This is a genomic window from Polynucleobacter arcticus (genome assembly GCF_013307205.1).
Classification (GTDB): Bacteria; Pseudomonadota; Gammaproteobacteria; order Burkholderiales; family Burkholderiaceae; genus Polynucleobacter; species Polynucleobacter arcticus.
Map to the genome: position 1 here is coordinate 1 of NZ_CP028940.1, position 21,706 is coordinate 21,706.

Annotated in this window: 21 protein-coding genes; 20 read left to right on the forward strand and 1 reads right to left on the reverse strand. The window is 45.6% G+C overall.

Going from position 1 to position 21,706, the window contains the following annotated elements:
- Positions 1-35 precede the first annotated feature (35 nt).
- The 20 genes from dnaA (at position 36) to priA (ending at position 21,187) form a co-directional block, all read left to right on the forward strand.
- Positions 36-1,388 (forward strand): chromosomal replication initiator protein DnaA, encoded by a 1,353-nt coding sequence (gene dnaA, locus DN92_RS00005; RefSeq protein WP_173959351.1) that lies wholly within the window; start codon positions 36-38, stop codon positions 1,386-1,388.
- Positions 1,389-1,653: 265 nt separating this feature from the next.
- The gene (dnaN, locus tag DN92_RS00010) at positions 1,654-2,769 is read left to right on the forward strand and encodes a DNA polymerase III subunit beta (RefSeq protein ID WP_173959352.1); all 1,116 of its coding nucleotides are present in this window, start codon (positions 1,654-1,656) and stop codon (positions 2,767-2,769) included.
- An 11-nt stretch (positions 2,770-2,780) separates the two neighbouring features.
- The gene (gene gyrB, locus DN92_RS00015; protein WP_173959353.1) at positions 2,781-5,279 is read left to right on the forward strand and encodes a DNA topoisomerase (ATP-hydrolyzing) subunit B; all 2,499 of its coding nucleotides are present in this window, start codon (positions 2,781-2,783) and stop codon (positions 5,277-5,279) included.
- A gap of 4 nt (positions 5,280-5,283) precedes the next feature.
- The gene (locus DN92_RS00020) at positions 5,284-5,778 is read left to right on the forward strand and encodes an SET domain-containing protein (RefSeq protein WP_173959354.1); all 495 of its coding nucleotides are present in this window, start codon (positions 5,284-5,286) and stop codon (positions 5,776-5,778) included.
- Positions 5,779-5,787: 9 nt separating this feature from the next.
- Positions 5,788-6,006, forward strand: coding sequence for a DUF3717 domain-containing protein (locus tag DN92_RS00025; RefSeq protein WP_173959355.1), 219 nt, complete (start codon positions 5,788-5,790; stop codon positions 6,004-6,006).
- A 147-nt stretch (positions 6,007-6,153) separates the two neighbouring features.
- Positions 6,154-8,082 carry a tRNA uridine-5-carboxymethylaminomethyl(34) synthesis enzyme MnmG gene (gene mnmG / locus DN92_RS00030; RefSeq protein ID WP_173959356.1) on the forward strand — a complete coding sequence of 643 codons (1,929 nt, stop codon included), beginning with the start codon at positions 6,154-6,156 and terminating at the stop codon, positions 8,080-8,082.
- Positions 8,072-8,734 (forward strand): 16S rRNA (guanine(527)-N(7))-methyltransferase RsmG, encoded by a 663-nt coding sequence (gene rsmG, locus DN92_RS00035; RefSeq protein WP_173959357.1) that lies wholly within the window; start codon positions 8,072-8,074, stop codon positions 8,732-8,734. Before mnmG ends, rsmG begins: the two co-directional genes overlap by 11 nt.
- A gap of 23 nt (positions 8,735-8,757) precedes the next feature.
- On the forward strand, positions 8,758-9,528 hold the full coding sequence (locus DN92_RS00040) for a ParA family protein (protein WP_173959358.1): 771 nt from the start codon (positions 8,758-8,760) through the stop codon (positions 9,526-9,528).
- An 18-nt stretch (positions 9,529-9,546) separates the two neighbouring features.
- Positions 9,547-10,434, forward strand: coding sequence for a ParB/RepB/Spo0J family partition protein (locus DN92_RS00045; protein ID WP_173959359.1), 888 nt, complete (start codon positions 9,547-9,549; stop codon positions 10,432-10,434).
- A gap of 68 nt (positions 10,435-10,502) precedes the next feature.
- On the forward strand, positions 10,503-10,997 hold the full coding sequence (locus DN92_RS00050; RefSeq protein WP_173959360.1) for an ATP synthase subunit I: 495 nt from the start codon (positions 10,503-10,505) through the stop codon (positions 10,995-10,997).
- Between the two features lie 39 nt (positions 10,998-11,036).
- A complete protein-coding gene (gene atpB / locus DN92_RS00055) occupies positions 11,037-11,912 on the forward strand; it encodes a F0F1 ATP synthase subunit A (protein ID WP_173959361.1) in 876 nt (291 codons plus the stop codon).
- 46 nt (positions 11,913-11,958) lie between these two features.
- Positions 11,959-12,225 (forward strand): F0F1 ATP synthase subunit C, encoded by a 267-nt coding sequence (gene atpE / locus DN92_RS00060; RefSeq protein WP_012357116.1) that lies wholly within the window; start codon positions 11,959-11,961, stop codon positions 12,223-12,225.
- A 63-nt stretch (positions 12,226-12,288) separates the two neighbouring features.
- The gene (locus DN92_RS00065; protein ID WP_173959362.1) at positions 12,289-12,759 is read left to right on the forward strand and encodes a F0F1 ATP synthase subunit B; all 471 of its coding nucleotides are present in this window, start codon (positions 12,289-12,291) and stop codon (positions 12,757-12,759) included.
- Position 12,760: 1 nt separating this feature from the next.
- Positions 12,761-13,297, forward strand: coding sequence for a F0F1 ATP synthase subunit delta (locus tag DN92_RS00070; RefSeq protein WP_173959363.1), 537 nt, complete (start codon positions 12,761-12,763; stop codon positions 13,295-13,297).
- 45 nt (positions 13,298-13,342) lie between these two features.
- Complete coding sequence (atpA, locus tag DN92_RS00075; protein WP_173959364.1) at positions 13,343-14,884, forward strand: F0F1 ATP synthase subunit alpha; 1,542 nt, start codon at positions 13,343-13,345, stop codon at positions 14,882-14,884.
- Positions 14,885-14,901: 17 nt separating this feature from the next.
- Positions 14,902-15,771, forward strand: coding sequence for a F0F1 ATP synthase subunit gamma (gene atpG / locus DN92_RS00080; RefSeq protein ID WP_173959365.1), 870 nt, complete (start codon positions 14,902-14,904; stop codon positions 15,769-15,771).
- Between the two features lie 55 nt (positions 15,772-15,826).
- Complete coding sequence (gene atpD, locus DN92_RS00085; protein WP_173959366.1) at positions 15,827-17,227, forward strand: F0F1 ATP synthase subunit beta; 1,401 nt, start codon at positions 15,827-15,829, stop codon at positions 17,225-17,227.
- A 21-nt stretch (positions 17,228-17,248) separates the two neighbouring features.
- On the forward strand, positions 17,249-17,665 hold the full coding sequence (locus tag DN92_RS00090) for a F0F1 ATP synthase subunit epsilon (RefSeq protein WP_173959367.1): 417 nt from the start codon (positions 17,249-17,251) through the stop codon (positions 17,663-17,665).
- Between the two features lie 9 nt (positions 17,666-17,674).
- Complete coding sequence (gene hemE / locus DN92_RS00095) at positions 17,675-18,787, forward strand: uroporphyrinogen decarboxylase (protein WP_173961202.1); 1,113 nt, start codon at positions 17,675-17,677, stop codon at positions 18,785-18,787.
- A 267-nt stretch (positions 18,788-19,054) separates the two neighbouring features.
- Positions 19,055-21,187, forward strand: a complete 2,133-nt coding sequence (gene priA, locus DN92_RS00100; RefSeq protein ID WP_173959368.1) for a replication restart helicase PriA — start codon at positions 19,055-19,057, stop codon at positions 21,185-21,187.
- Here the strand turns inward: priA and gcvH are convergent.
- Positions 21,184-21,576 carry a glycine cleavage system protein GcvH gene (gcvH, locus tag DN92_RS00105; protein WP_173959369.1) on the reverse strand — a complete coding sequence of 131 codons (393 nt, stop codon included), beginning with the start codon at positions 21,574-21,576 and terminating at the stop codon, positions 21,184-21,186. The two genes, priA and gcvH, sit on opposite strands and share 4 nt — an antisense overlap.
- Positions 21,577-21,706: the final 130 nt, after the last annotated feature.

Below are 21,706 nucleotides of genomic sequence, written 5' to 3' on the forward strand. Positions count from 1 at the left end.
TTAGCCCACTGAGGTTTTGGGATGACGCACTAGGTATGCTGGCGCGCGAACTCTCCCCACAGCAATTTAAGACCTGGATACAACCACTAAATCTGGTTTCTTATGAAGAAAGTGAGCAATCACTCATCATAGGAGCCCCTAACAGATTTAAGCTTGATTGGATTAAGAAGACTTTCGCAGATCGCTTTCAAGAGATGGCGGACCAATATTTTGGTAGCCCAGTCACATTAAACTTCGTACTTAGTGTTGAGGGTGCGACCACCCCAACAGCACAAACCGTTGCCCCCCAAGAAAAGGTTGAATCCCAAGAGGCGTTGGTTAGTCTGGACACCACCTCCACAGAGGAGCAGGCTTTTGAGATTGAGGATCACTCTAAACTCAACCCGAACCTAACTTTTGAAACATTTGTAACTGGTAAAGCCAATCAGTTAGCCAGAGCTGCATCCATTCAGGTTGCCCATAATCCAGGCACCTCATACAACCCCATGTTTCTGTATGGGGGTGTTGGTCTTGGTAAGACACACCTAATACATGCAATCGGAAACCACCTTTTAAAAGAAAAACCTAACGCTCGGATCCGCTATATCCATGCTGAGCAGTATGTTTCGGACGTGGTTAGGGCATATCAACAAAAAGCATTTGATCGCTTTAAGCGTTACTACCACTCGCTTGACCTGCTTCTCATTGACGATATTCAGTTTTTTAGCGGGAAATCGAGAACCCAGGAAGAGTTTTTCTATGCCTTCGAGGCGCTTTTAAGTAACAAGGCTCAAGTCATTATTACTAGCGACACGTACCCCAAAGAGATGGCTGGTATTGATGATCGTTTGATTTCTCGGTTTGACTCTGGCCTTACTGTAGCCATTGAACCCCCAGAGCTCGAGATGAGGGTAGCCATCCTAATGAAAAAAGCGCTTAGCGAGGGAATCCCCATGAGTGAGGATGTTGCTTTCTTTGTGGCGAAACACCTCCGGTCCAATGTGAGAGAGTTGGAGGGGGCGCTCAGGAAGATTTTGGCGTTTGTGCGCTTCCACGGCAAAGAGGTCACGATTGATGTGGCTCGAGTAGCCCTAAAAGACCTACTTTCAATTCAAAACCGACAGATTTCAGTTGATAACATCCAGAAAGCGGTGGCCGATTTTTACAGTATTAAGGTTGCGGACATGTACTCCAAAAAGCGTCCAGCAAATATTGCTCGTCCACGTCAAATTGCGATGTTTATGGCCAAAGAGTTGACCCAAAAGAGTCTTCCAGAGATTGGTGAGCTATTTGGTGGACGTGATCACACCACTGTTTTACATGCAGTTCGGAAGATTAGTGAAGAGCGCTCCCGTGATGGTCAACTTAACCATGAAATTCATGTTATTGAGCAAACACTGAAATCTTAAGTCTTTTGCCTGTGGATAAGGCTGTTGATAGCTTAATGAACAACTTTGGGGATAGTGTGTGGATAAGTTGTGGAAATCTTGTGCTTCATGCAAAAATAGGGTGTTGATAAAAAGTTATCCAATATTTATGCAGCGCTTATACAAAAGTTTTCCACAGAGTTTTTCAGTTTTAGTGGGTTGTTTTATATAGAGTTTTTGACTTATCCACCGAAATAACGAGCCTTATTACTACTACTAATAAGATATATACAAGGATTTAAAAGCAATGCAACTCGTAAATACTTCACGTGACAGTTTGTTAAAACCACTTCAAGTTGTTAGTGGCATTGTTGAACGTCGTCATACCTTGCCCATCCTGGCAAACTTATTACTTAAGAAGCAGGGCGACAAGGTATCTTTTATCTCCACTGATATTGAAATTCAAATAACAACTAATGCCAGTTTTGGGGTTGGTGAGGAGGATGTCACCACTACCGTGGCTGCAAGAAAGCTGTTAGACATTTTGCGCGCCCTCCCCGAAGGGCCGGTTTCACTCAATCTGAAAGACAGTAAATTGGTTGTTCAGAGCGGTAAAAGTCGCTTTTCTTTGCAAACCCTATCAGCTACAGAGTTCCCTGTAATGCAAAGTGTTGGTGAGGTTACGGCGAATTGGAAGATGACTCAAAAAAGTTTTCGTCAATTAGTTAGCCAAACTCATTTTGCAATGGCGCAGCAAGATATTCGTTATTACCTCAATGGTATGTTGTTGGTTATTGAGGGCAAACAAGTCATTGCTGTTGCAACAGATGGTCATCGTTTGGCATACTCCCAGGTTGAGTTAATGGAAGCTCCCATAGGTTCCGGACAAAGGCAGGAAATCATTATTCCTCGCAAGACCATTCTTGAATGTCAACACTTGCTAGAAGATTCTGATGAGATGTTGGAAATAAGTCTTACAGCTAATCAGGTTAAATTTACATTTGGTGATATTGAGTTGATCTCAAAATTAGTAGAGGGTAAGTTTCCTGATTTCCAAAGAGTAATACCTAAAGGGCATAAAAATTCACTGGTGGTTGGGCGTGATGTGTTGCAATCAGCACTTCAGCGCGCCGCCATTTTGACAACCGATAAATTTAAGGGTGTACGTTTTTCTTTGTCACCTAACCGAATTACTGTTCAATCGACCAACGCCGAACAAGAAGAAGCCCAAGAAGAAATTGAAACTGAATACAGTGGCGATACTGTTGAAATTGGTTTCAATGTGAGTTATTTGTTAGATGTCTTAGCAAACTTAAAGAATGAAAAAATTCAAATTAGTTTAGGTGATGCCAATAGTAGCGCGGTTGTTACTCTTCCTGGTTCCGAAGACTTCAAGTATGTTGTGATGCCAATGCGTATTTAATTTAGAAAAAAATGACTGAAGAAAAAAAAGTAGTTGAGCAGTATGGTGCATCATCGATCCAAATCTTAGAAGGTCTTGAGGCAGTTCGTAAACGCCCAGGCATGTACATTGGAGACACCTCTGATGGAACTGGTTTACATCATCTGGTTTTCGAAGTTTTAGACAATTCGATTGATGAAGCTCTGGCGGGTTACTGCTCTGAAATTACTGTCGTCATTCAAACCGACAACTCCATATCTATTGTTGATAACGGTCGGGGTGTTCCAACCGGCATTAAATACGACGATAAGCATGAGCCAAAAAGAAGTGCGGCTGAGATTGTGATGACTGAATTACATGCTGGCGGTAAGTTTGATCAAAATAGCTATAAGGTGTCTGGCGGATTGCACGGTGTTGGTGTTAGTTGTGTAAACGCACTTTCTAAATGGTTGAAGCTTACTATTCGCCGTGATGGTAAAGCCCATTACATGGAATTTGCCCGTGGCGTTATTCAAAACCGTAACATCACAACAGAGGATGGTGTTGCTGTTTCCCCAATCACCATTACTGGCGATACGGCATTGTCCGGCACTGAAGTTCACTTTTTAGCTGACGAGACAATTTTTGGAAATGTCGAGTTTCATTACGAGATTCTCGTAAAACGTATTCGTGAATTATCTTTCCTGAATAACGGTGTGCACATCAAACTAATTGATCAGCGCTCCGGCCAGGAAGAGGATTTTGCATTTTCAGGTGGGGTTCGGGGTTTTGTTGAATACATCAATCAAACAAAAAATGTTCTACATCCCAATATTTTTTATGCAGAAGGTGTTCGCCCATCAGACTTGGGTGGCAACATCACAGCTGAAGTATCGATGCAGTGGAATGACAGCTTCAGCGAACAAGTTCTTTGTTTTACCAACAACATTCCTCAGCGGGATGGCGGTAGCCACCTAACAGGGTTACGCGCAGCAATGACACGTGTGATCAATAAATATATTGATGAGCATGAAGTTGCTAAAAAAGCCAAAGTAGAAATCTCTGGTGATGATATGCGCGAAGGCCTTGCCTGCGTGTTGTCCGTCAAAGTACCGGAGCCGAAATTTTCTAGCCAAACGAAAGATAAATTAGTGTCCAGCGAAGTTCGTGGACCGGTAGAGGAAATTGTTGCAGAGGCACTTAGCGCTTACTTACAAGAGCGACCAGCTGACGCTAAAATCTTGTGCGGGAAAATCGTAGATGCCGCGCGCGCGCGTGAAGCTGCGCGTAAAGCGCGTGACATGACTCGCCGTAAAGGAGTTTTAGATGGCTTGGGTCTTCCTGGAAAATTAGCTGATTGCCAAGAAAAGGATCCAACCAAATCCGAATTGTTTATTGTTGAGGGAGACTCCGCGGGGGGCTCTGCAAAGCAAGGCCGTGATCGTCGCTTCCAAGCAATTCTTCCGCTTAAAGGAAAAATCTTAAACGTTGAGAAGGCACGCTTCGATAAAATGTTGGCAAGCCAAGAGGTGGTTACATTGATTACCGTGCTTGGTACTGGAATTGGTGCTGAAGAGTACAAGGCCGATAAATTGCGCTACCACCGCATTATTATCATGACCGACGCGGACGTTGATGGTAGCCACATCCGCACCCTACTACTTACTTTCTTCTATAGGCAAATGCCGGAGCTGATTGAGCGCGGACATATTTATATTGCTCAACCACCTTTATATAAGGTGAAGTTTGGTAAAAATGAGCAGTACATTAAAGATGATGCTGAACTTAACCAACTTTTACTAAAAATTGCCTTAGAGTCAGCCTCACTTCAAACCCCCTCAGGAGAGATTATTGAGGGCGCCGCACTCGGTGAGTTGGCTACACACTATCAGGTGATTCAATCCATTGTTGATCGTTTATCACGCAACATTGATGAAGACGCCTTGCGTGCTATTGCGTCTGGTACGCAATTAAATCTCGATACCGAGGCATCTGCACAGGAATCTGCAGTACGTTTGCGGATTGCGTTAGATGATGCGCTAAACCCTTTGGCGCTTCCTCCAGAAATTATTGTGCAAAAAGAAGAGCGTACAGATCGCTTTAAGTTGTTGTTGTCACGTCGCATTCATGGCAACTTAAAACTGTCTGCAATCAACTCAGACTTTGTTCATGGTGATGATTATCAAAGTCTTTCGAATGCAGCCGCCGTATTGTCCGGAAAAGTATTACCGGGATCAAAGGTCCGTCGAGGTGATCCAGATAAAAATCAAAAAGAACAATCTGTTCAGAATTTTAGGGCGGCCTTTGCTTGGTTATTGTCTGAAGCTGAGCGTGTTCTGAGTCGTCAACGCTACAAAGGCCTTGGTGAAATGAATCCTTCTCAACTATGGGAAACCACCATGGATGCTGGATCACGTACCTTGCTACAAGTAAAAATTGAAGATGCAATTACTGCAGACCAAGTCTTTACTACTCTAATGGGTGATGAGGTTGAGCCACGTCGCGCCTTTATTGAGAAAAACGCCCTAATTGCTCGTAACTTGGATGTTTAATTAAATGAGTAAAAAGAAATTAGTGGCGCCAAAAATTGATCGGTCTCGTATCGCGGTGAAATCATCCCCTATTCATGGCAAGGGTGTTTTTGTCGCGAAGCCGATTAAAAAAGGCGATGCCATTATTGAATACAAGGGCGAGCGCATTAGTTGGAAGTTGGCGGAAAAGCGTCACCCACATGACCCAAAAGATCCGAACCACACCTTCTACTTCTCTCTCGAAGATGGTCGCTGTATTGATGCTAAGTACGGTGGGAATGCTGCACGCTGGATTAATCACTCTTGTAAACCAAGTTGTGAAACACGAGAAGATGAATTTGATGGTAAGCCCCGTGTATTTATTTATGCGAAACGCGATTTAAAGTTGGGTGAGGAGCTTTTCTACGACTATTCCCTTGGGGTCGAGGGCCGCATTACAAAGCAAATGAAGAAAGATTATGAGTGTCGTTGTGGTGCAAAAAAGTGTCGCGGCACAATGCTTTCCCTTGACGGTAAATAATTTTTTAAAATGGTGTTTGTTAGTATTCAGGACCTAGAGGCCGCCATTAACTACTGGCGCGGCCAATCCCCGGCAGTTGGTGAGGAGCTGCATCTATGTCCGGAGGCTGCAGCGCTCGCAAAGCCTTATGCCTTGATGATTGTTCAGGGTGCCCAAAGAGTTCCTATGGATGTATTGGATGAGGCAGCCAAATTAGCCATTCAAGGTTATCTCAAAATAAGTAAATGAGTTAGACCACACCCCTTAGTTTTTTATAAATAATCATTTAAATCAACGACTTACAATATAAACTATTAATATACTTGATCTCTTGGCATATTTGTTTCACGTGAAACCTACAAAATGCTATGATCATCGCCCTATCTGAGGCAAATCATGCGCTATTCAAAGAACTTCGATGTCATTGTTGTCGGCGGCGGTCACGCTGGAACTGAGGCCGCCCTTGCGGCTGCGCGCATGGGATGCGACACCCTACTAATTACCCACAGCATTGAGAGCTTGGGTGCTATGAGCTGCAACCCCTCAATTGGCGGTATTGGTAAGGGCCACCTGGTTAAAGAAATCGACGCTATGGGCGGCGCTATGGCAGCTGCTACCGATGAAGCGGGTATTCAGTTTAGGATCCTTAACTCAAGCAAGGGTCCAGCTGTTCGTGCGACTCGTGCCCAGGGCGATCGGGTTTTGTATAAGGCGGCTATCCGTCGACGCTTAGAAAACCAAGAGAACCTCACCCTGTTTCAGGCTGCGGTGGATGATTTGTTGGTTCAGGGTGACGAGGTTCAGGGTGTGGTTACCCAAATGGGTCTAAAGTTTATGGCCAAGAAGGTGGTGCTTACAGCTGGCACCTTCTTAGATGGAAAGATTCATGTAGGTTTAAATAATCATGCTGGTGGTCGTGCTGGAGACCCTGCTGCAATTTCCCTATCCGCCAGGTTAAAAGAGCTAAAGCTCCCTCAGGGAAGATTAAAGACCGGAACCCCGCCACGCATTGATGGCCGAACGATTGATTTCTCGGTCATGCTTGAGCAACCCGGTGATTTGGATCCCGTACCTGTTTTCTCTTATTTGGGCCGTCCAGAGCAACATCCAAAACAAGTGCCCTGTTGGATTTCACACACCAATGAACAAACGCATGACATTATTCGGGGCGGCTTGGATCGCTCTCCAATGTACACGGGCGTTATCGAGGGTGTTGGTCCGCGCTACTGCCCCTCTATCGAAGACAAAATTCATCGCTTTGCTTCCAGAAACAGCCACCAAATTTTCCTAGAGCCTGAGGGCTTAACAACAAATGAGTTTTACCCAAACGGTATTTCTACCAGCCTTCCATTTGACGTCCAGTGGAGCTTAGTGCGCAGTATTCGAGGCCTTGAGTCTGCGGTGATTGTTCGCCCAGGCTACGCCATTGAATATGATTTCTTTGATCCACGCCATTTACGCCATAGTTTAGAGACCAAAGCAATTGCAGGGCTTTATTTTGCGGGCCAGATTAATGGCACAACTGGCTACGAGGAGGCTGCGGCTCAGGGTATGCTGGCTGGTATTAACGCAGGCTTATCGGCTCAGGGCAAGGCGCCTTGGTTGCCTAAGCGTAGCGAGTCTTATATTGGTGTTTTGGTGGACGACCTCATTACTTTGGGTGTCCAGGAGCCTTATCGGATGTTTACCAGCCGGGCGGAATATCGCTTAAGTCTGCGTGAAGATAATGCTGATCTGCGCCTAACCACTATTGGTCGTGAGCTTGGTTTAGTGGGTGATTACCGTTGGAACACTTTCTGCAGGAAGCAGGAGGCTGTTTCACGTGAAACATCTCGCTTACAGGAGATTTGGATTGGTCCAAAACATGAGTCAGCCAATGCTGTTTCAGAGCTTTTGGGCCAGGATTTATCACACGAATGTAGCTTAGCCGACCTTCTGAGGCGCCCAGGCGTAACTTATGGCGCTGTTACCGGCCTGGCGGATGGTCTATGGTCACCAGGAACGCTGGACGATGATCTGGGTTTAGCGCAGCAAATTAGTGATCAGGTAGAAATTTCTATTAAATATCAGGGTTATATAGATAGGCAGGCACTTGAGATTGCTCGGCAAGAGCATAACGAGAATTTCCCCCTGTCAGAGGCCTTGGATTACAACCAGGTTCTAGGTTTATCCAAAGAGGTGCAGCAAAAACTCAATTTGCATAAGCCTGGCACTTTAGGCCAAGCAGGCAGAATTTCCGGCGTTACCCCTGCGGCCCTCTCTTTGCTGCTAGTCCATCTTAAAAAGGGCTTAGGGCGCACTCAAGAAGAAGTCCATGAGCAGTGACTTGGTGTCCTTGGGGATTGAGGGCTTAGGCCTCAATCTCAGTCCAGCCAATATTCTTGATTTAGAGCTCTTTTTACAGGAAATGAGTCGCTGGAACCGGGTCCACAACTTGACTGCAATCGAGGGTGAGGCAAACTCGGTCCGTCTGCATCTAATTGATTCTATTACAGTTTTACCAGTAATGCGCCAATTTTTGGGTTTGCAAAATCCCAAAATCGCAGACCTTGGGTCGGGCGGCGGATTACCCGCAATCCCGATTGCCATCCTGCAACCAGAGTGGCGCTTGACTTTGATTGAGGCTATACGTAAAAAAACGGCATTTTTGCAGCATGTGCGCGGTAAGTTGGGTTTAAAGAATATCGAAGTTTTAAGTGAGCGCGTTGAAGCAGTGGCTAAATCACAACCTGGACAGTTTGATGCGGTGATCTCAAGGGCGTTTACCAACCTTGCCCATTTTCTAGAGCTCTCCCTCCCCCTTCTTAAGCCTGATGGTCTGATATTTGCAATGAAAGCAAGACGGGCCAACGAAGAGCTTCAGGATGTTTGTATGGACGACTGGCGACTGGTAGCAGATGAGCCTTTGCAGATTCCAAATTTGGTGGTTGAAAGACGGCTTTTAGTCTTATCCCCCGTGAGAAAATTACCCCTTTAAAGCAGGGCTTATTAAGAAAAATTATGGCCAAAATATTTTGCATTGCAAACCAAAAAGGCGGGGTTGGAAAAACCACTACCGCTGTTAATTTGGCCGCCGGTTTGGCTGGGCATCAACAACGTGTGCTGTTGGTGGATTTAGATCCACAAGGTAACGCTACTATGGGCTCTGGAATTGAAAAAGCGGACCTCAATAGCACGGTGTATCAAGTCTTAATTGGCCTTTCATCAGTGAAGGAATCTGCGCTTCGATGCGAGAGTTCTGGCTATGACGTGTTGCCCGCAAATCGCGATTTAGCTGGTGCAGAAATTGAGTTGGTGGATTTAGATTCTCGTGAACAAAGATTGAAAGACGCGCTTGCTCTTGTTGCGAATGACTATGATTTTATTTTGATTGACTGCCCTCCTGCACTATCTTTATTAACCTTGAATGGATTGTGTGCGGCGAACGGTGTGATTGTGCCAATGCAGTGTGAATATTTCGCATTAGAAGGTTTGTCAGATTTGGTGAACACCATCAAACAGGTCCATGCAAATTTAAATCCGGATTTAGTGATCATTGGTTTGTTGCGTGTGATGTTTGATGCGCGCATGACACTGCAACAGCAAGTTTCCGATCAGCTGCTCGAGCATTTTGGTGACAAGGTGTTTAAGAGCATCATTCCTCGCAATGTCCGATTGGCTGAAGCCCCGTCCTATGGGCTTCCTGGGGTGGCTTTTGATAGGTCATCGCGAGGCGCTAAAGCATACCTAGAGTTTGGTGCGGAGATGATTGAGCGCATTCAAAAAATGTAAAACCGAGGAACAAAAATTATGGTTGTAATAAAGAAAAAAGGTTTGGGTCGCGGGTTGGAGGCATTGCTCGGTGACAAGGCGCAAAAAGAGACCGCAGCTGAAATTCATCGGTTGCCACTCACGGCATTGCAAGCTGGCAAATATCAGCCCCGTCAAAAAATGGAAGCGGGTGCATTACAAGAGCTGGCTGAAAGTATCCGTGAGCAAGGAGTAATGCAACCACTATTGGTGCGCTTGGTGTCTCCTGGAAAATACGAAATTATTGCGGGCGAGCGTCGCTTTCGTGCGGCTACATTAGCCGGCCTAAAAGAGGTGCCTGTTTTAGTTTCTGAAGCAAACGATCAAGTTGCCGCTGCAATGGCCTTAGTCGAGAACATGCAGCGCGAAGATTTGAATCCGCTAGAGGAGTCACAAGGCTTAGCAAGATTAATAGAAGAATTTGGCTTTACGCACGAGCAGGCAGCAAAAGCAGTGGGTAAATCGCGTAGTGCTGTAACGAATTTATTGCGTTTAAACCAACTTGCAAAAACAGTGCAAGCGATGCTTTTAGCGGGCGATATTGACATGGGACATGCGCGCGCTTTGTTGCCATTGCCTGGAGCAAGTCAGGTTGCCCTGGCGCAAAGAATTGCAGCCCAAGGCCTATCAGTTCGCGAAGCCGAGAGGATGTCTGCTGCTTTAGCACTTGCTGGCGGCCAGATTGGGGACAAAAAAACTAAAACTCGGGTGGAGGGTGGTTCGCCAAGCCATGATGCAGATATGCAACGCTTAACTCGGGAAATCGCTGATTTAATAGGCCTAAATGCGGAATTTAAACTTAAAGGTAGGGGCGGCGAGCTTAGAATCCGCTTTAGCCAATTTGATGAGTTAGATTCTTTGTTAAAAAAGCTGGGCGTCGAGGCTTAAAAGCCATCGGAAACGACCCTAAAACATTTGACCTACTGCAGTGCACACATTAAACTCTCGGAGCTAAATTGATTCCTCAAAAAGATCGATTTTCCGAGAGTAATGACTGGGATGAGCCTGAAGAAGAGGTATATCGGGTATTCAGTAAGGAGGAGATGGCGGCGCTGCAAGCTAGTAATGCCACTAAACACCCTATCCTGTCGCCTTGGAGAATTTTGGTCGCACAAGTGGGTGTTACCGCACTCAGTATGGTGATTTGGTCGATTTTTGGGGAGCCGGTAGGAGTAAGCGTTTATACTCAGTCGGCCTTTTTAGGTGGTTTAATAAGCGTCCTGCCTTCAGCCCTGTTTTTAACTAGGTTGGAGTTAGCAAAAAAAACGCAGATATTGAATCCAGGAAATTATTTAGCAGCATTGGTTTCGGGCGAATTCATCAAAATCGTCGTTACTTTGATGCTGTTTTTAGGGGTTGCATATTTGATCCCGGGCGTACTTTGGGTCCCTTTGTTGGTGACTTACGTGCTTGCCCTTAAGTGTGTTTGGCTAGCGTGGTTGTGGCGCTAAGGGTATTAAATGAGATTGAACCAAAGGACTAGTTAAGAGATGTCTAGCGAAGCAAACCAAGCCAACGCGGCAGCAGAGCCAATGACGCCTACGGCGTATATTTCTGAGCACTTACAAAACCTGAACAATACAGGCGGCGCACAAACGTCCATCGTTGATTTCAGCATCATTAATTTAGACACTATTTTTTGGGCATCCCTCATGGGCTTACTCACTGTGTTTATTTTATTGATTGCAGCTCGCCGGGCAACTCCAGGTGTACCAGGCCGATTCCAATGTTTTGTGGAAATAATTGTGGAGATGGCTGAGACGCAGTCCAAGAACATTGTTCATGGCGATCGCTCTTACATCGCCCCGCTTGCCCTGTTTGTGTTTTTTTGGATCATTCTCCTCAACACACTCGACTTAATTCCGGTGGACTGGGTTTTAGGTGTAAACCACTTCATCGAAAGTTTTGGGATACACGTTCCGCACCATAAAGTCGTCCCAACAACCGACCTCAATGCAACGATGGGCATGTCTATGTCTGTCTTGCTATTAGTTTTCTTTTATAGCTTCAAAGTTAAAGGTTTTGGCGGCTTCCTGCACGAACTCATTTCTGCCCCGTTTGGCGCGAAATGGTACTTAGCTCCCTTTAACCTCGCTTTAAATATCATCGAGTATCTTGCAAAAGGTGTTTCATTGGGAATGCGACTGTTCGGCAATATGTATGCCGGTGAGTTGGTGTTCTTGTTGATCGCGTTGCTGGGTAGCGTGTGGACATTTAATTTAGATTTAACCCTGTTCGGATTGGTGGGCCATGTTATTGCTGGATCAGCTTGGGCCATCTTCCACATTTTGGTTATTTTGTTGCAAGCCTTTATTTTCATGATGTTGACTTTGGTCTACATCGGGCAAGCGCATAGTCATCACTAAGATTTTTCATTTTTAACTTATCTCTTTAACTTCAGGAGTCAGCAACATGCAACAATTTCTCGCAAACATTCAAGGTTTCACAGCAATCGCCATCGGCATCATCATCGGCCTCGGCGCGATTGGTGCTTGTTTGGGTATTGCATTGATGGGTGGTAAATACATCGAAGCTTGTGCACGTCAACCAGAATTGATGGAGCCACTCCAAACTAAGATGTTCTTGTTGGCTGGTTTGATCGATGCCGCGTTCTTAATCGGCGTTGGTGTTGCAATGTTGTTTGCTTTTGCAAACCCACTGCTCGCAGTTATTAAGTAATTGTTTTGGCGTGGATGACCACCGGGTCATCCAACCGTTCTCAACAATACTGAAAGGAATATCGTGAATCTGAACGCGACCCTATTCGCGCAAATGATCGTTTTCTTCGTCTTATGGTGGGTTGTTGCACGCTTTGTGTGGCCGCCGCTAGTTAAGGCGTTAGATGAGCGTTCAAGCAAAATTGCCGATGGCTTAGCTGCTGCCGAGCGTGGCAAAGAAGCGCTCGCTTTGGCAAGCAATGAAGCTGAGCAAGAATTAAATAAAGCACGCCAAGAGGGTGTACAGCGTGTTGCGGAAGCTGAAAAACGTGCACAAATGTCAGCTGAAGAAATTCGAGCTAACGCACAAGCTGAAGCCACTCGAATCATTTCTCAAGCACAACAAGATGCGGCTCAACAAGTTACTCGCGCACGTGAAGTATTACGCGCTGAGGTTGCCGTGCTTGCTGTTAAAGGCGCCGAGCAAATTTTGCGTCGTGAAGTTGATGCAAAAGCGCACGGCCAGTTACTTGACCAACTAAAGGCAGAACTTTGATATGGCTGAATTAGCCACAATTGCTCGCCCTTACGCCGAAGCGCTTTTCCAAAGCACTAAGCCTGCTGAGCTGGCCACTTGTTTAGAGCAGTTAAATGAGCTGGCACAGCTTGCTGCGTTGCCAGAGGTTGCTGTTTTATCAAACAATCCAAAAGTATCTGCAGATGATTTAAGCAAATTGCTCTCTGGCATGGTGAAGACGAAGTTGGATGGCAAGATTGCAAGCTTTTTGAGTTTGGTAAATCAAAACCACCGCTTATCAGCCATTCCTGAAATTGCTAGTCAATTTGAGGCGATGAAGAATCAGAGCGAAGGTGCAGCAGAAGTAATGATTACTAGCGCATTCCCATTAGAGGGGTCCGCGCTAAATGATTTGTTGTCAAGTTTGAAGAAGCGCTTTGGGGGTAAAGAATTGCGCCCAACTATCCAAGTAGATCCTGCATTGATTGGCGGAGTTCGCATTCAAGTGGGTGATGAGGTATTGGATAGCTCCGTGAAGGCACGGTTAGCTCAAATGCAAGCAAGTCTTGGCGCATAAGTTATCCCTATTAAGAACATACGAAATAAGACCCAGGAGTAAGTAATGCAACTCAACCCTTCCGAGATCAGTGAACTGATCAAAAGCCGAATTAGCGAAATGGGCGTTGACTCCCAGCTTCGCAACGAAGGCACTGTAATTTCAGTGACCGACGGTATTTGCCGCGTACACGGCCTGTCTGGTGTTATGCAGGGCGAAATGTTGGAATTCCCTAACAACACCATTGGCCTCGCGTTAAACCTTGAGCGTGATTCAGTTGGTGCTGTGGTGTTGGGTGAGTACACCCATATTAAAGAAGGCGACCCGGTTAAATGTACTGGCCGCATTCTGGAAGTTCCAGTTGGTCCAGAGTTGCTCGGTCGCGTTGTAAACGCACTCGGTCAGCCGATTGATGGCAAAGGCCCAATCAATACGAAGTTGACTGACTTCATTGAAAAGGTCGCTCCAGGCGTTATTGCACGTCAATCCGTTAGTCAGCCAGTGCAAACTGGTTTGAAGGCGATTGATGCAATGGTTCCAATCGGCCGTGGTCAGCGCGAGTTGATCATTGGTGACCGTCAAACAGGTAAGACAGCAGTTGCGGTTGACGCGATCATTAACCAAAAAGGTAAAGGCGTTTATTGCGTTTACGTTGCGATCGGTCAAAAAGCTTCTACTATTGCTAACGTTGTTCGCAAGCTCACAGAGCTAGGCGCAATGGAATATACGGTTGTTGTCGCGGCAAGTGCTTCTGAGTCTGCAGCGATGCAGTATTTATCTGCATATGCTGGCTGCACAATGGGCGAATACTTCCGCGATCGTGGTGAAGACGCGTTGATCGTGTATGACGATTTAACAAAACAAGCCGTTGCATACCGTCAGATTTCTCTGCTTTTGCGTCGCCCACCAGGCCGCGAAGCTTACCCTGGCGATGTGTTCTATCTCCACTCACGTTTGCTCGAGCGCGCCGCTCGTGTAAATGCCGAATACGTAGAGAAATTTACAAATGGCTCGGTAAAAGGTAAGACGGGTTCTTTGACTGCATTGCCAATTATTGAAACCCAAGCTGGTGACGTTTCTGCGTTCGTTCCAACCAATGTGATTTCGATTACTGACGGTCAGATCTTCTTAGAAACTGACTTGTTTAATGCCGGCGTACGTCCTGCGATTAACGCCGGTATTTCAGTGTCACGTGTTGGTGGCGCAGCTCAAACTAAAGTCATTAAGAAGCTGTCTGGCGGTATTCGTACCGACTTGGCGCAGTATCGTGAACTCGCAGCGTTTGCGCAGTTTGCGTCAGACCTTGATGATGCAACTCGTAAGCAGCTCGAGCGCGGTAAGCGTGTTACTGAGTTGTGCAAACAGGCACAGTACAAGCCATTGCAAGTTTGGGAAATGGCTGCCTCACTTTATGCCATGAACAACGGCTACTTTGATGATCTTGAAGTAAAGCATGTTTTAGCATTTGAAAAAGGCTTGCAAGATCATTTGAAATCAAAATACGCTGATTTAGTTGGTCGTATTGAAGAGACCAAAGACTTGAGCAAAGATGACGAAGCTGCTTTGCGTGCCGCAATTGAGGATTACAAGCGTTCAGCCTCTTTCTAAGAGGACTCGCATAAATCATGGCAAGCACAAAAGAGATACGATCTAAGATCAAGAGCGTGCAAAACACGCGCAAGATCACGAAGGCAATGGAAATGGTCGCTGCATCGAAGATGCGTCGCGCCCAAGAGCGCATGCGTAATGCGCGCCCATATGCTGAAAAAATTCGTGAAATTGTGGCCAATCTTTCCAAAGCAAATCCTGAGTTCCGCCCTGCTTACATGGCAACTCGTGATGTAAAGAAAATTGGCACGATCTTGGTTACAACAGACAAAGGTTTGTGCGGAGGTTTAAACACCAATGTATTGCGTCTGATTGCAAACCAAGTGCGCGATATGCAAGGCAGTAATATTGATATTGAATACACTGCTATCGGTTCAAAAGGTCTCCAGTTTTTGAATCGTTCAAAAGCAAAGCTGATTTCTCAAACGACTCAAATTGGCGATACGCCACACATGGATGTGTTGATTGGCGCAATTACTGCCCAGTTGGAAGCGTTTGAGCGGGGCGAAATTGATGCTGTGTACTTGGCATATAACCGCTTTGTAAATGCAATGAAACAAGAGCCGGTTTTAGAAAAACTTTTGCCCCTAGAGTCGGATGCATTGACCTCAGAAGAAAAAACGGGAAATTCTTGGGATTACATTTACGAGCCTGATGCGGAGTCGATTTTGAATGGCCTGCTCAAGCGTTATGTAGAAGCAATGATTTATCAAGCTGTTGCTGAAAACATGGCTTCAGAACAATCTGCACGAATGGTCTCAATGAAGGCCGCTTCAGATAATGCGAAGAATGTGATTGGTGAATTGCAATTGGTGTACAACAAAACACGACAGGCTGCTATTACTAAAGAGTTGTCAGAGATTGTTGGCGGAGCGGCTGCGGTTTAAGCGGTCAGCGTTTAGGTATACGAAAGAATTCAGGAATTAAAAGCGGAGAAATGCGATGAGTAACGGAAATATCGTGCAGTGTATCGGTCCAGTGGTGGACATTCAGTTCCCACGTGACAACATGCCAAACATTTATGATGCCTTGACATTAGTTGAGAGTGGCGAAAAATCGTTTGCTGAAAAAGGTTTGACCTTTGAAGTTCAGCAACAAATTGGCGATGGCGTAGTTCGCGCAATTGCTATGGGTGCCAGCGATGGTTTACGTCGCGGCATGGAAGTGAAATCTACAGGCGCTCCTATTTCTGTTCCTGTTGGCCCAGCAACCCTTGGTCGCATTATGGATGTTTTAGGACGCCCAATTGATGATGCGGGTCCGATTGCTACTGAAGAGCGTCGCGCAATTCATCAACCTGCACCAAAGTTTGATGAACTCTCACCATCCGTTGACTTGTTAGAAACCGGTATTAAGGTGATTGATTTAGTTTGTCCCTTTGCTAAAGGCGGTAAGGTCGGCTTGTTCGGCGGTGCGGGCGTTGGTAAGACCGTGAACATGATGGAATTGATTAACAACATCGCTAAGCAACACTCAGGTTTGTCTGTGTTCGCCGGCGTTGGTGAGCGTACTCGTGAAGGAAATGACTTCTATCACGAAATGAAGGAATCCAACGTTGTTGATAAAGTAGCTATGGTGTTTGGTCAAATGAATGAGCCTCCTGGAAATCGTTTGCGCGTTGCGTTGACTGGTTTGACAATGGCAGAAGCATTCCGTGACGAAGGCCGTGATATTTTGTTCTTCGTTGACAATATTTATCGTTACACACTCGCTGGTACTGAAGTATCTGCGCTGCTTGGCCGTATGCCTTCCGCTGTGGGTTATCAGCCAACATTAGCTGAAGAAATGGGTAAGTTGCAAGAGCGTATTACTTCAACTAAGACGGGCTCTGTTACATCTATTCAAGCCGTTTATGTTCCTGCGGATGACTTGACTGATCCATCACCAGCTACAACCTTCTTACACTTAGACTCCACAGTAGTGTTGTCACGTGATATTGCTGCTTTGGGTATTTACCCAGCGGTTGATCCATTGGATTCAACCAGCCGTCAGCTCGATCCACAAGTAGTTGGTCAAGAGCACTATGACGTAGCTCGTGAAGTTCAGATGACTTTGCAGCGCTACAAAGAGTTGCGCGACATTATTGCAATTTTGGGAATGGATGAGTTGTCACCAGAAGACAAGTTAGCCGTGTCACGTGCACGTAAGATTCAACGCTTCTTGTCCCAGCCATTCCACGTTGCTGAAGTATTTACTGGTTCACCAGGCAAATACGTTCCATTGAAAGAAACTATTCGTGGTTTCAAAATGATTTGTAGCGGCGAATTGGATCACTTGCCTGAGCAAGCGTTCTACATGGTGGGTTCAATTGATGAAGCCATCGAGAAAGCTAAGAAGCTTTAATCGAAGTCATCTAGGGAAATTATGTCCACCATACGCGTCGATGTAGTAAGTGCTGAGCAATCTATTTTCAGCGGTGAAGCCAAGTTTGTTGCGCTTCCTGGTGAAAACGGCGAGCTCGGTATCTTGCGTGGCCACACCCCTTTGATTACACGTATTCGTCCAGGTTCAGTTCGCATTGAAAAGGCGGATGGTGACGAAGAGTTTGTATTCGTAGCGGGCGGCTATTTAGAGGTTCAGCCTGATCGTGTCACGGTATTGGCAGATACTGCTATTCGTGGCCACGATCTAGATGAAGCTAAGGCAAATGAAGCTAAGAAGCGCGCTGAAGAAGCCATGCAGAATCGTGGCACTGAATTTGATTTAGCTTTAGCTCAATCAGAGTTTGCCATGGCTGCAGCTCAACTTGCAGCAATTGCTCGTTTCCGTCGTAAAAAGTAAGAGCCGGCCATCTCCTTGTTGTTAAACGACCGGTTTTTAAAGGCCTGCTTGGGCGAAGCGGTGGATCAAACACCGCTTTGGCTTATGCGCCAAGCGGGTCGCTATCTCCCTGAATACAATGCTACTCGAGCCAGAGCTGGAAGTTTTCTCGGGCTCGCCAAAAATCCTGCATACGCAACCGAGGTAACACTCCAACCACTGGATCGCTATCCTTTGGACGCAGCAATTTTGTTCTCTGATATTTTGACCATTCCCGATGCAATGGGGTTGGGTCTGAAATTTACTGCAGGTGAAGGCCCCAGTTTTGACCGCCCCCTTCGCACTGAAGAGGCAGTAAAGAAATTACGTGTTGCGGATATGGATGAGCTCAAATATGTTTTTGATGCAGTTTCAGAAATTCGTAAAGCATTAATTCAAGATGGTAAGCAGCGAGTTCCTCTGATAGGCTTTTCCGGAAGTCCGTGGACATTGGCCTGTTACATGATTGATGGATCTGGTTCTGACGACTTTCGTCATGCCAAAACGATGATGTTTAGTCGTCCTGATTTGCTTGAGCATATCCTTGAGATTAATGTGCAATCTGTTGCTGCATATCTGACAGAGCAAGTTAAGTCTGGCGCTCAAGCACTAATGATTTTTGATACCTGGGGGGGTTTGCTTCCAGATGGCTGGTATCAGCGTATGTCATTAGCAGCTATGCAAAAAGTGATCGCATTACTACCCCGTGAGCATGAAGGTCGCAAGATTCCTATCATTATGTTTACCAAAGGTGGCGGTATTTGGTTAAATGATATGGCTCAAATTGGCGCGGATGTTATTGCGATCGACTGGACCATGCGCCTAAGTCGTGCCCGCAAACAACTTCTAGAAATTAACAAGCCTTTGTCCCTGCAGGGTAATTTAGATCCCCTCATTCTATTTTCAGAGCCAAAGCAAATTGCAGCGGCCGCCTGTGATTTGCTAGAAGATTTAGCCAGCGCTCCCGCATTGAGGGCTGGGCTTCATTCTTTAGATGGTCACATCTTCAATCTTGGCCACGGAATTAATCAATTCACGCCGCCAGAAAGCGTAACAGCGCTCTCTGAGACGGTGATCTCTAAGTCAAAAGCCCTCCGGGCATAGCAGTAACGATAAGCAGTTGCTAACATTAGCCAAGATTTCGGCAAAAGTTATGCACAGAATTGTGCAGCATCATAAATACAGTGAGATTCATGTGAATTATCAACTTTCACTTTTAGAAATCACTATAAATATCTGATTTATATAGCAAATTAATAAAATGCTAATTTTCTGTGCAAGATAGCATTCCTATAAAATGACAATAGAAATTTAAATTAGCGAATGATATCCACAGACTTATCCACAGGCTAAGACAGAAAATTTTAGTGAATGAAGCATAAACCCATCGTAGTGCAGGTAGTAATAGATAAGCCCTTGGCACAAGGCTTTGATTATTTATGGGATGCTGAAAAACTAGGCAATTTACCAGAGATTGGACATATTGTAGAAGTGCCATTTGCCAGATCAAAAGTAATTGGACTTGTAATAAAAGTGAGCGATCACTCCGAATATGAGATTGAAAAGCTCAAAACTATAGATCGTTTGGCTCCACTTCCGCCCCTAGACCCAGCATCACTCAGATTAATGAATTTTGCTAGCCAGTACTATGTGCACGCGCTGGGCGAAACTATTTTGCCAACCATTCCAAAGATGTGGAAAAAGGCCGAGGATTGGGAAAAGGCCCATAAGAAATTAGAGTCTGCAGGCAAGCAAGCTAAAAAAGATGGCAATGTCATTGCAGAGGGTTTAATAAACCAAGATCAACTAAATTCAAGTCAAAAGAATGCCTTACAAGCGCTACTGTCAGAAGGCCAAAAAAGAAATCTATTCCGGGCAATTCTTCTGCAGGGACAAACTGGAAGTGGCAAAACTGCGGTCTTTCTAAATTGGCTGGCAAGTATTCTGCAGGATGAAAGCGCCCAAGTACTTTTGCTAGTGCCGGAGATTAATTTGACGCCACAGTTAGAGAGACGGGTCAGGGCTTACTTTCCCAATAAAAAAATGGCCGTATTGCATAGTGGTGTCAGCGAAAAGAAACGTGGCGTAGCTTGGTATGAGGCAATGACCGGCAAAGCGCAAATCATTTTGGGAACAAGGTTGGCAGCCTTAACGCCAATGCCGAACCTACGTGCAATAGTAGTTGATGAGGAGCATGACCCATCGTACAAACAACAAGATGGGACTCGATACTCTGCAAGAGATTTGGCAATATGGCGTGCACATGATCAAAAGACGCCAATTTTATTATCTTCGGCGACACCATCTCTAGAGACTTGGATGGCAGCGCAGTCAGGGCGTTATGAATACATCCGCCTTGATCAGCGGGCTCAGGGGGCTAGTCTGCCCGGCGTGCATTTAATTAATACGCGTGATCCACAAAATCAATTTAGTCCTGGAGATGCAGACGCGCCCAAACAGAAGAGTCTGATAACTAAAACATTAGCTCGTGCTATTACAAAAACGCTGAAGGCAAAAAAACAGAGCTTAATATTAATTAACCGTCGTGGGTATGCTCCAGTATTAAGTTGTTCTGCATGCAGCTGGCTGTCGAAATGCACTCAATGCTCTACTTACACAGTGATGCATAAGGCGGGCGCATTAGGTAGAAGATCGGTACTCAGTTGCCACCACTGTGGACTGATAAAGTCGATTCCGAGCTTCTGCCCTGACTGTGGAAATGCAGACTTAAAAACGCTGGGTCATGGTACACAGAAACTAGAAGATGCGATTGAAGAAATGTGGCCACATGCAAGAGTGCTTAGGGTCGATACAGATTCGAGCAGAAAGAGCAAAGGAGCAGAGGCGCTCTTTCAGGAAATACACGATGGTAATGTAGATATTGTGGTCGGCACTCAAATGATTGCAAAGGGACATGACTACCAAAACATTGGATTGGTTGCAGTTCTCGATGCAGATAGCAGACTCTATTCGGCAGACTTTAGGGCAGCCGAAAGATTGTTTGCGCAATTAGTGCAAGTTGCTGGACGAGCCGGTAGGTCGGGAACCGCCGGAGATAATGGCGGCGACATTTTTATTGAGACTCAGTATCCAGAGTCGCCTGTATTTCAGTACTTGCTGAGGCATGATGTTGATGGTTTTATGGCGTTTACTGCGAGTGAGAGAGAGGAGGCAGGTTTACCGCCCTGCTCTTATCAAGCCTTAGTTCATGCAGAGTCTAAAAGCCTAGATAAAGCGATTCGGTTTTTAACTGAGCTAAAGGTGCACATGAAAACTAAAGGCTTGATTACTAAAGAATTGAAGGTTTACGATCCAGTGCCCAAACCGGTTATGAGAGTAGCTGGCTCAGAGCGTGCTCAATTATTAATTGAATCAGTTAATCGCAAAGTGCTGCAGGAGGCGCTTGAAGCTGTAGATCTGGAGCTGCGCCAAGATTCTCAGGGGCGCATTAGCAAGGTATCACGCATTCGTTGGTTGATAGAGCGTGATCCGATTGCGATTTAAGCGCCTGCACTCAAGTTGTATTTCTCAAGCGGCATTAAAGTTGCTAGTTCTGCTTGAAGTGTTTCCTCTGAAGTCGGTTTGATTTTAAAAAGCCAAACTGCATAAGGCTTTTCATTCACAATCTCAGGTGACGCATCTACCTCTTCATTGAGCGCTACGATTTCACCGCTAATGGGCGCATGAATATCACTTGCAGCCTTAACAGATTCAATTACAGCAATCGGCAATCCTTGCTTAACTTGCTGTCCAACTTTTGGCGCCTGAAAAAACATGACATCACCTAGTGCCTCTTGAGCATGATTGCTAATGCCGACCCACACTAATCCATCATCTTCGATGCTGGCCCATTCGTGCGTTTCTGCAAATTTAAATGTATCTTGAGTTTTCATTACATATCCTGTGAGTTGTATTCTAGCTTTTTCGCTAAGAAACAGGCGACGCTGATGTAGTAGATCTTGGCGTTGATTTTGATAAATAAGGACGCCTGAATTTGGTGAGCAATATGCTCGATGCAAGCCT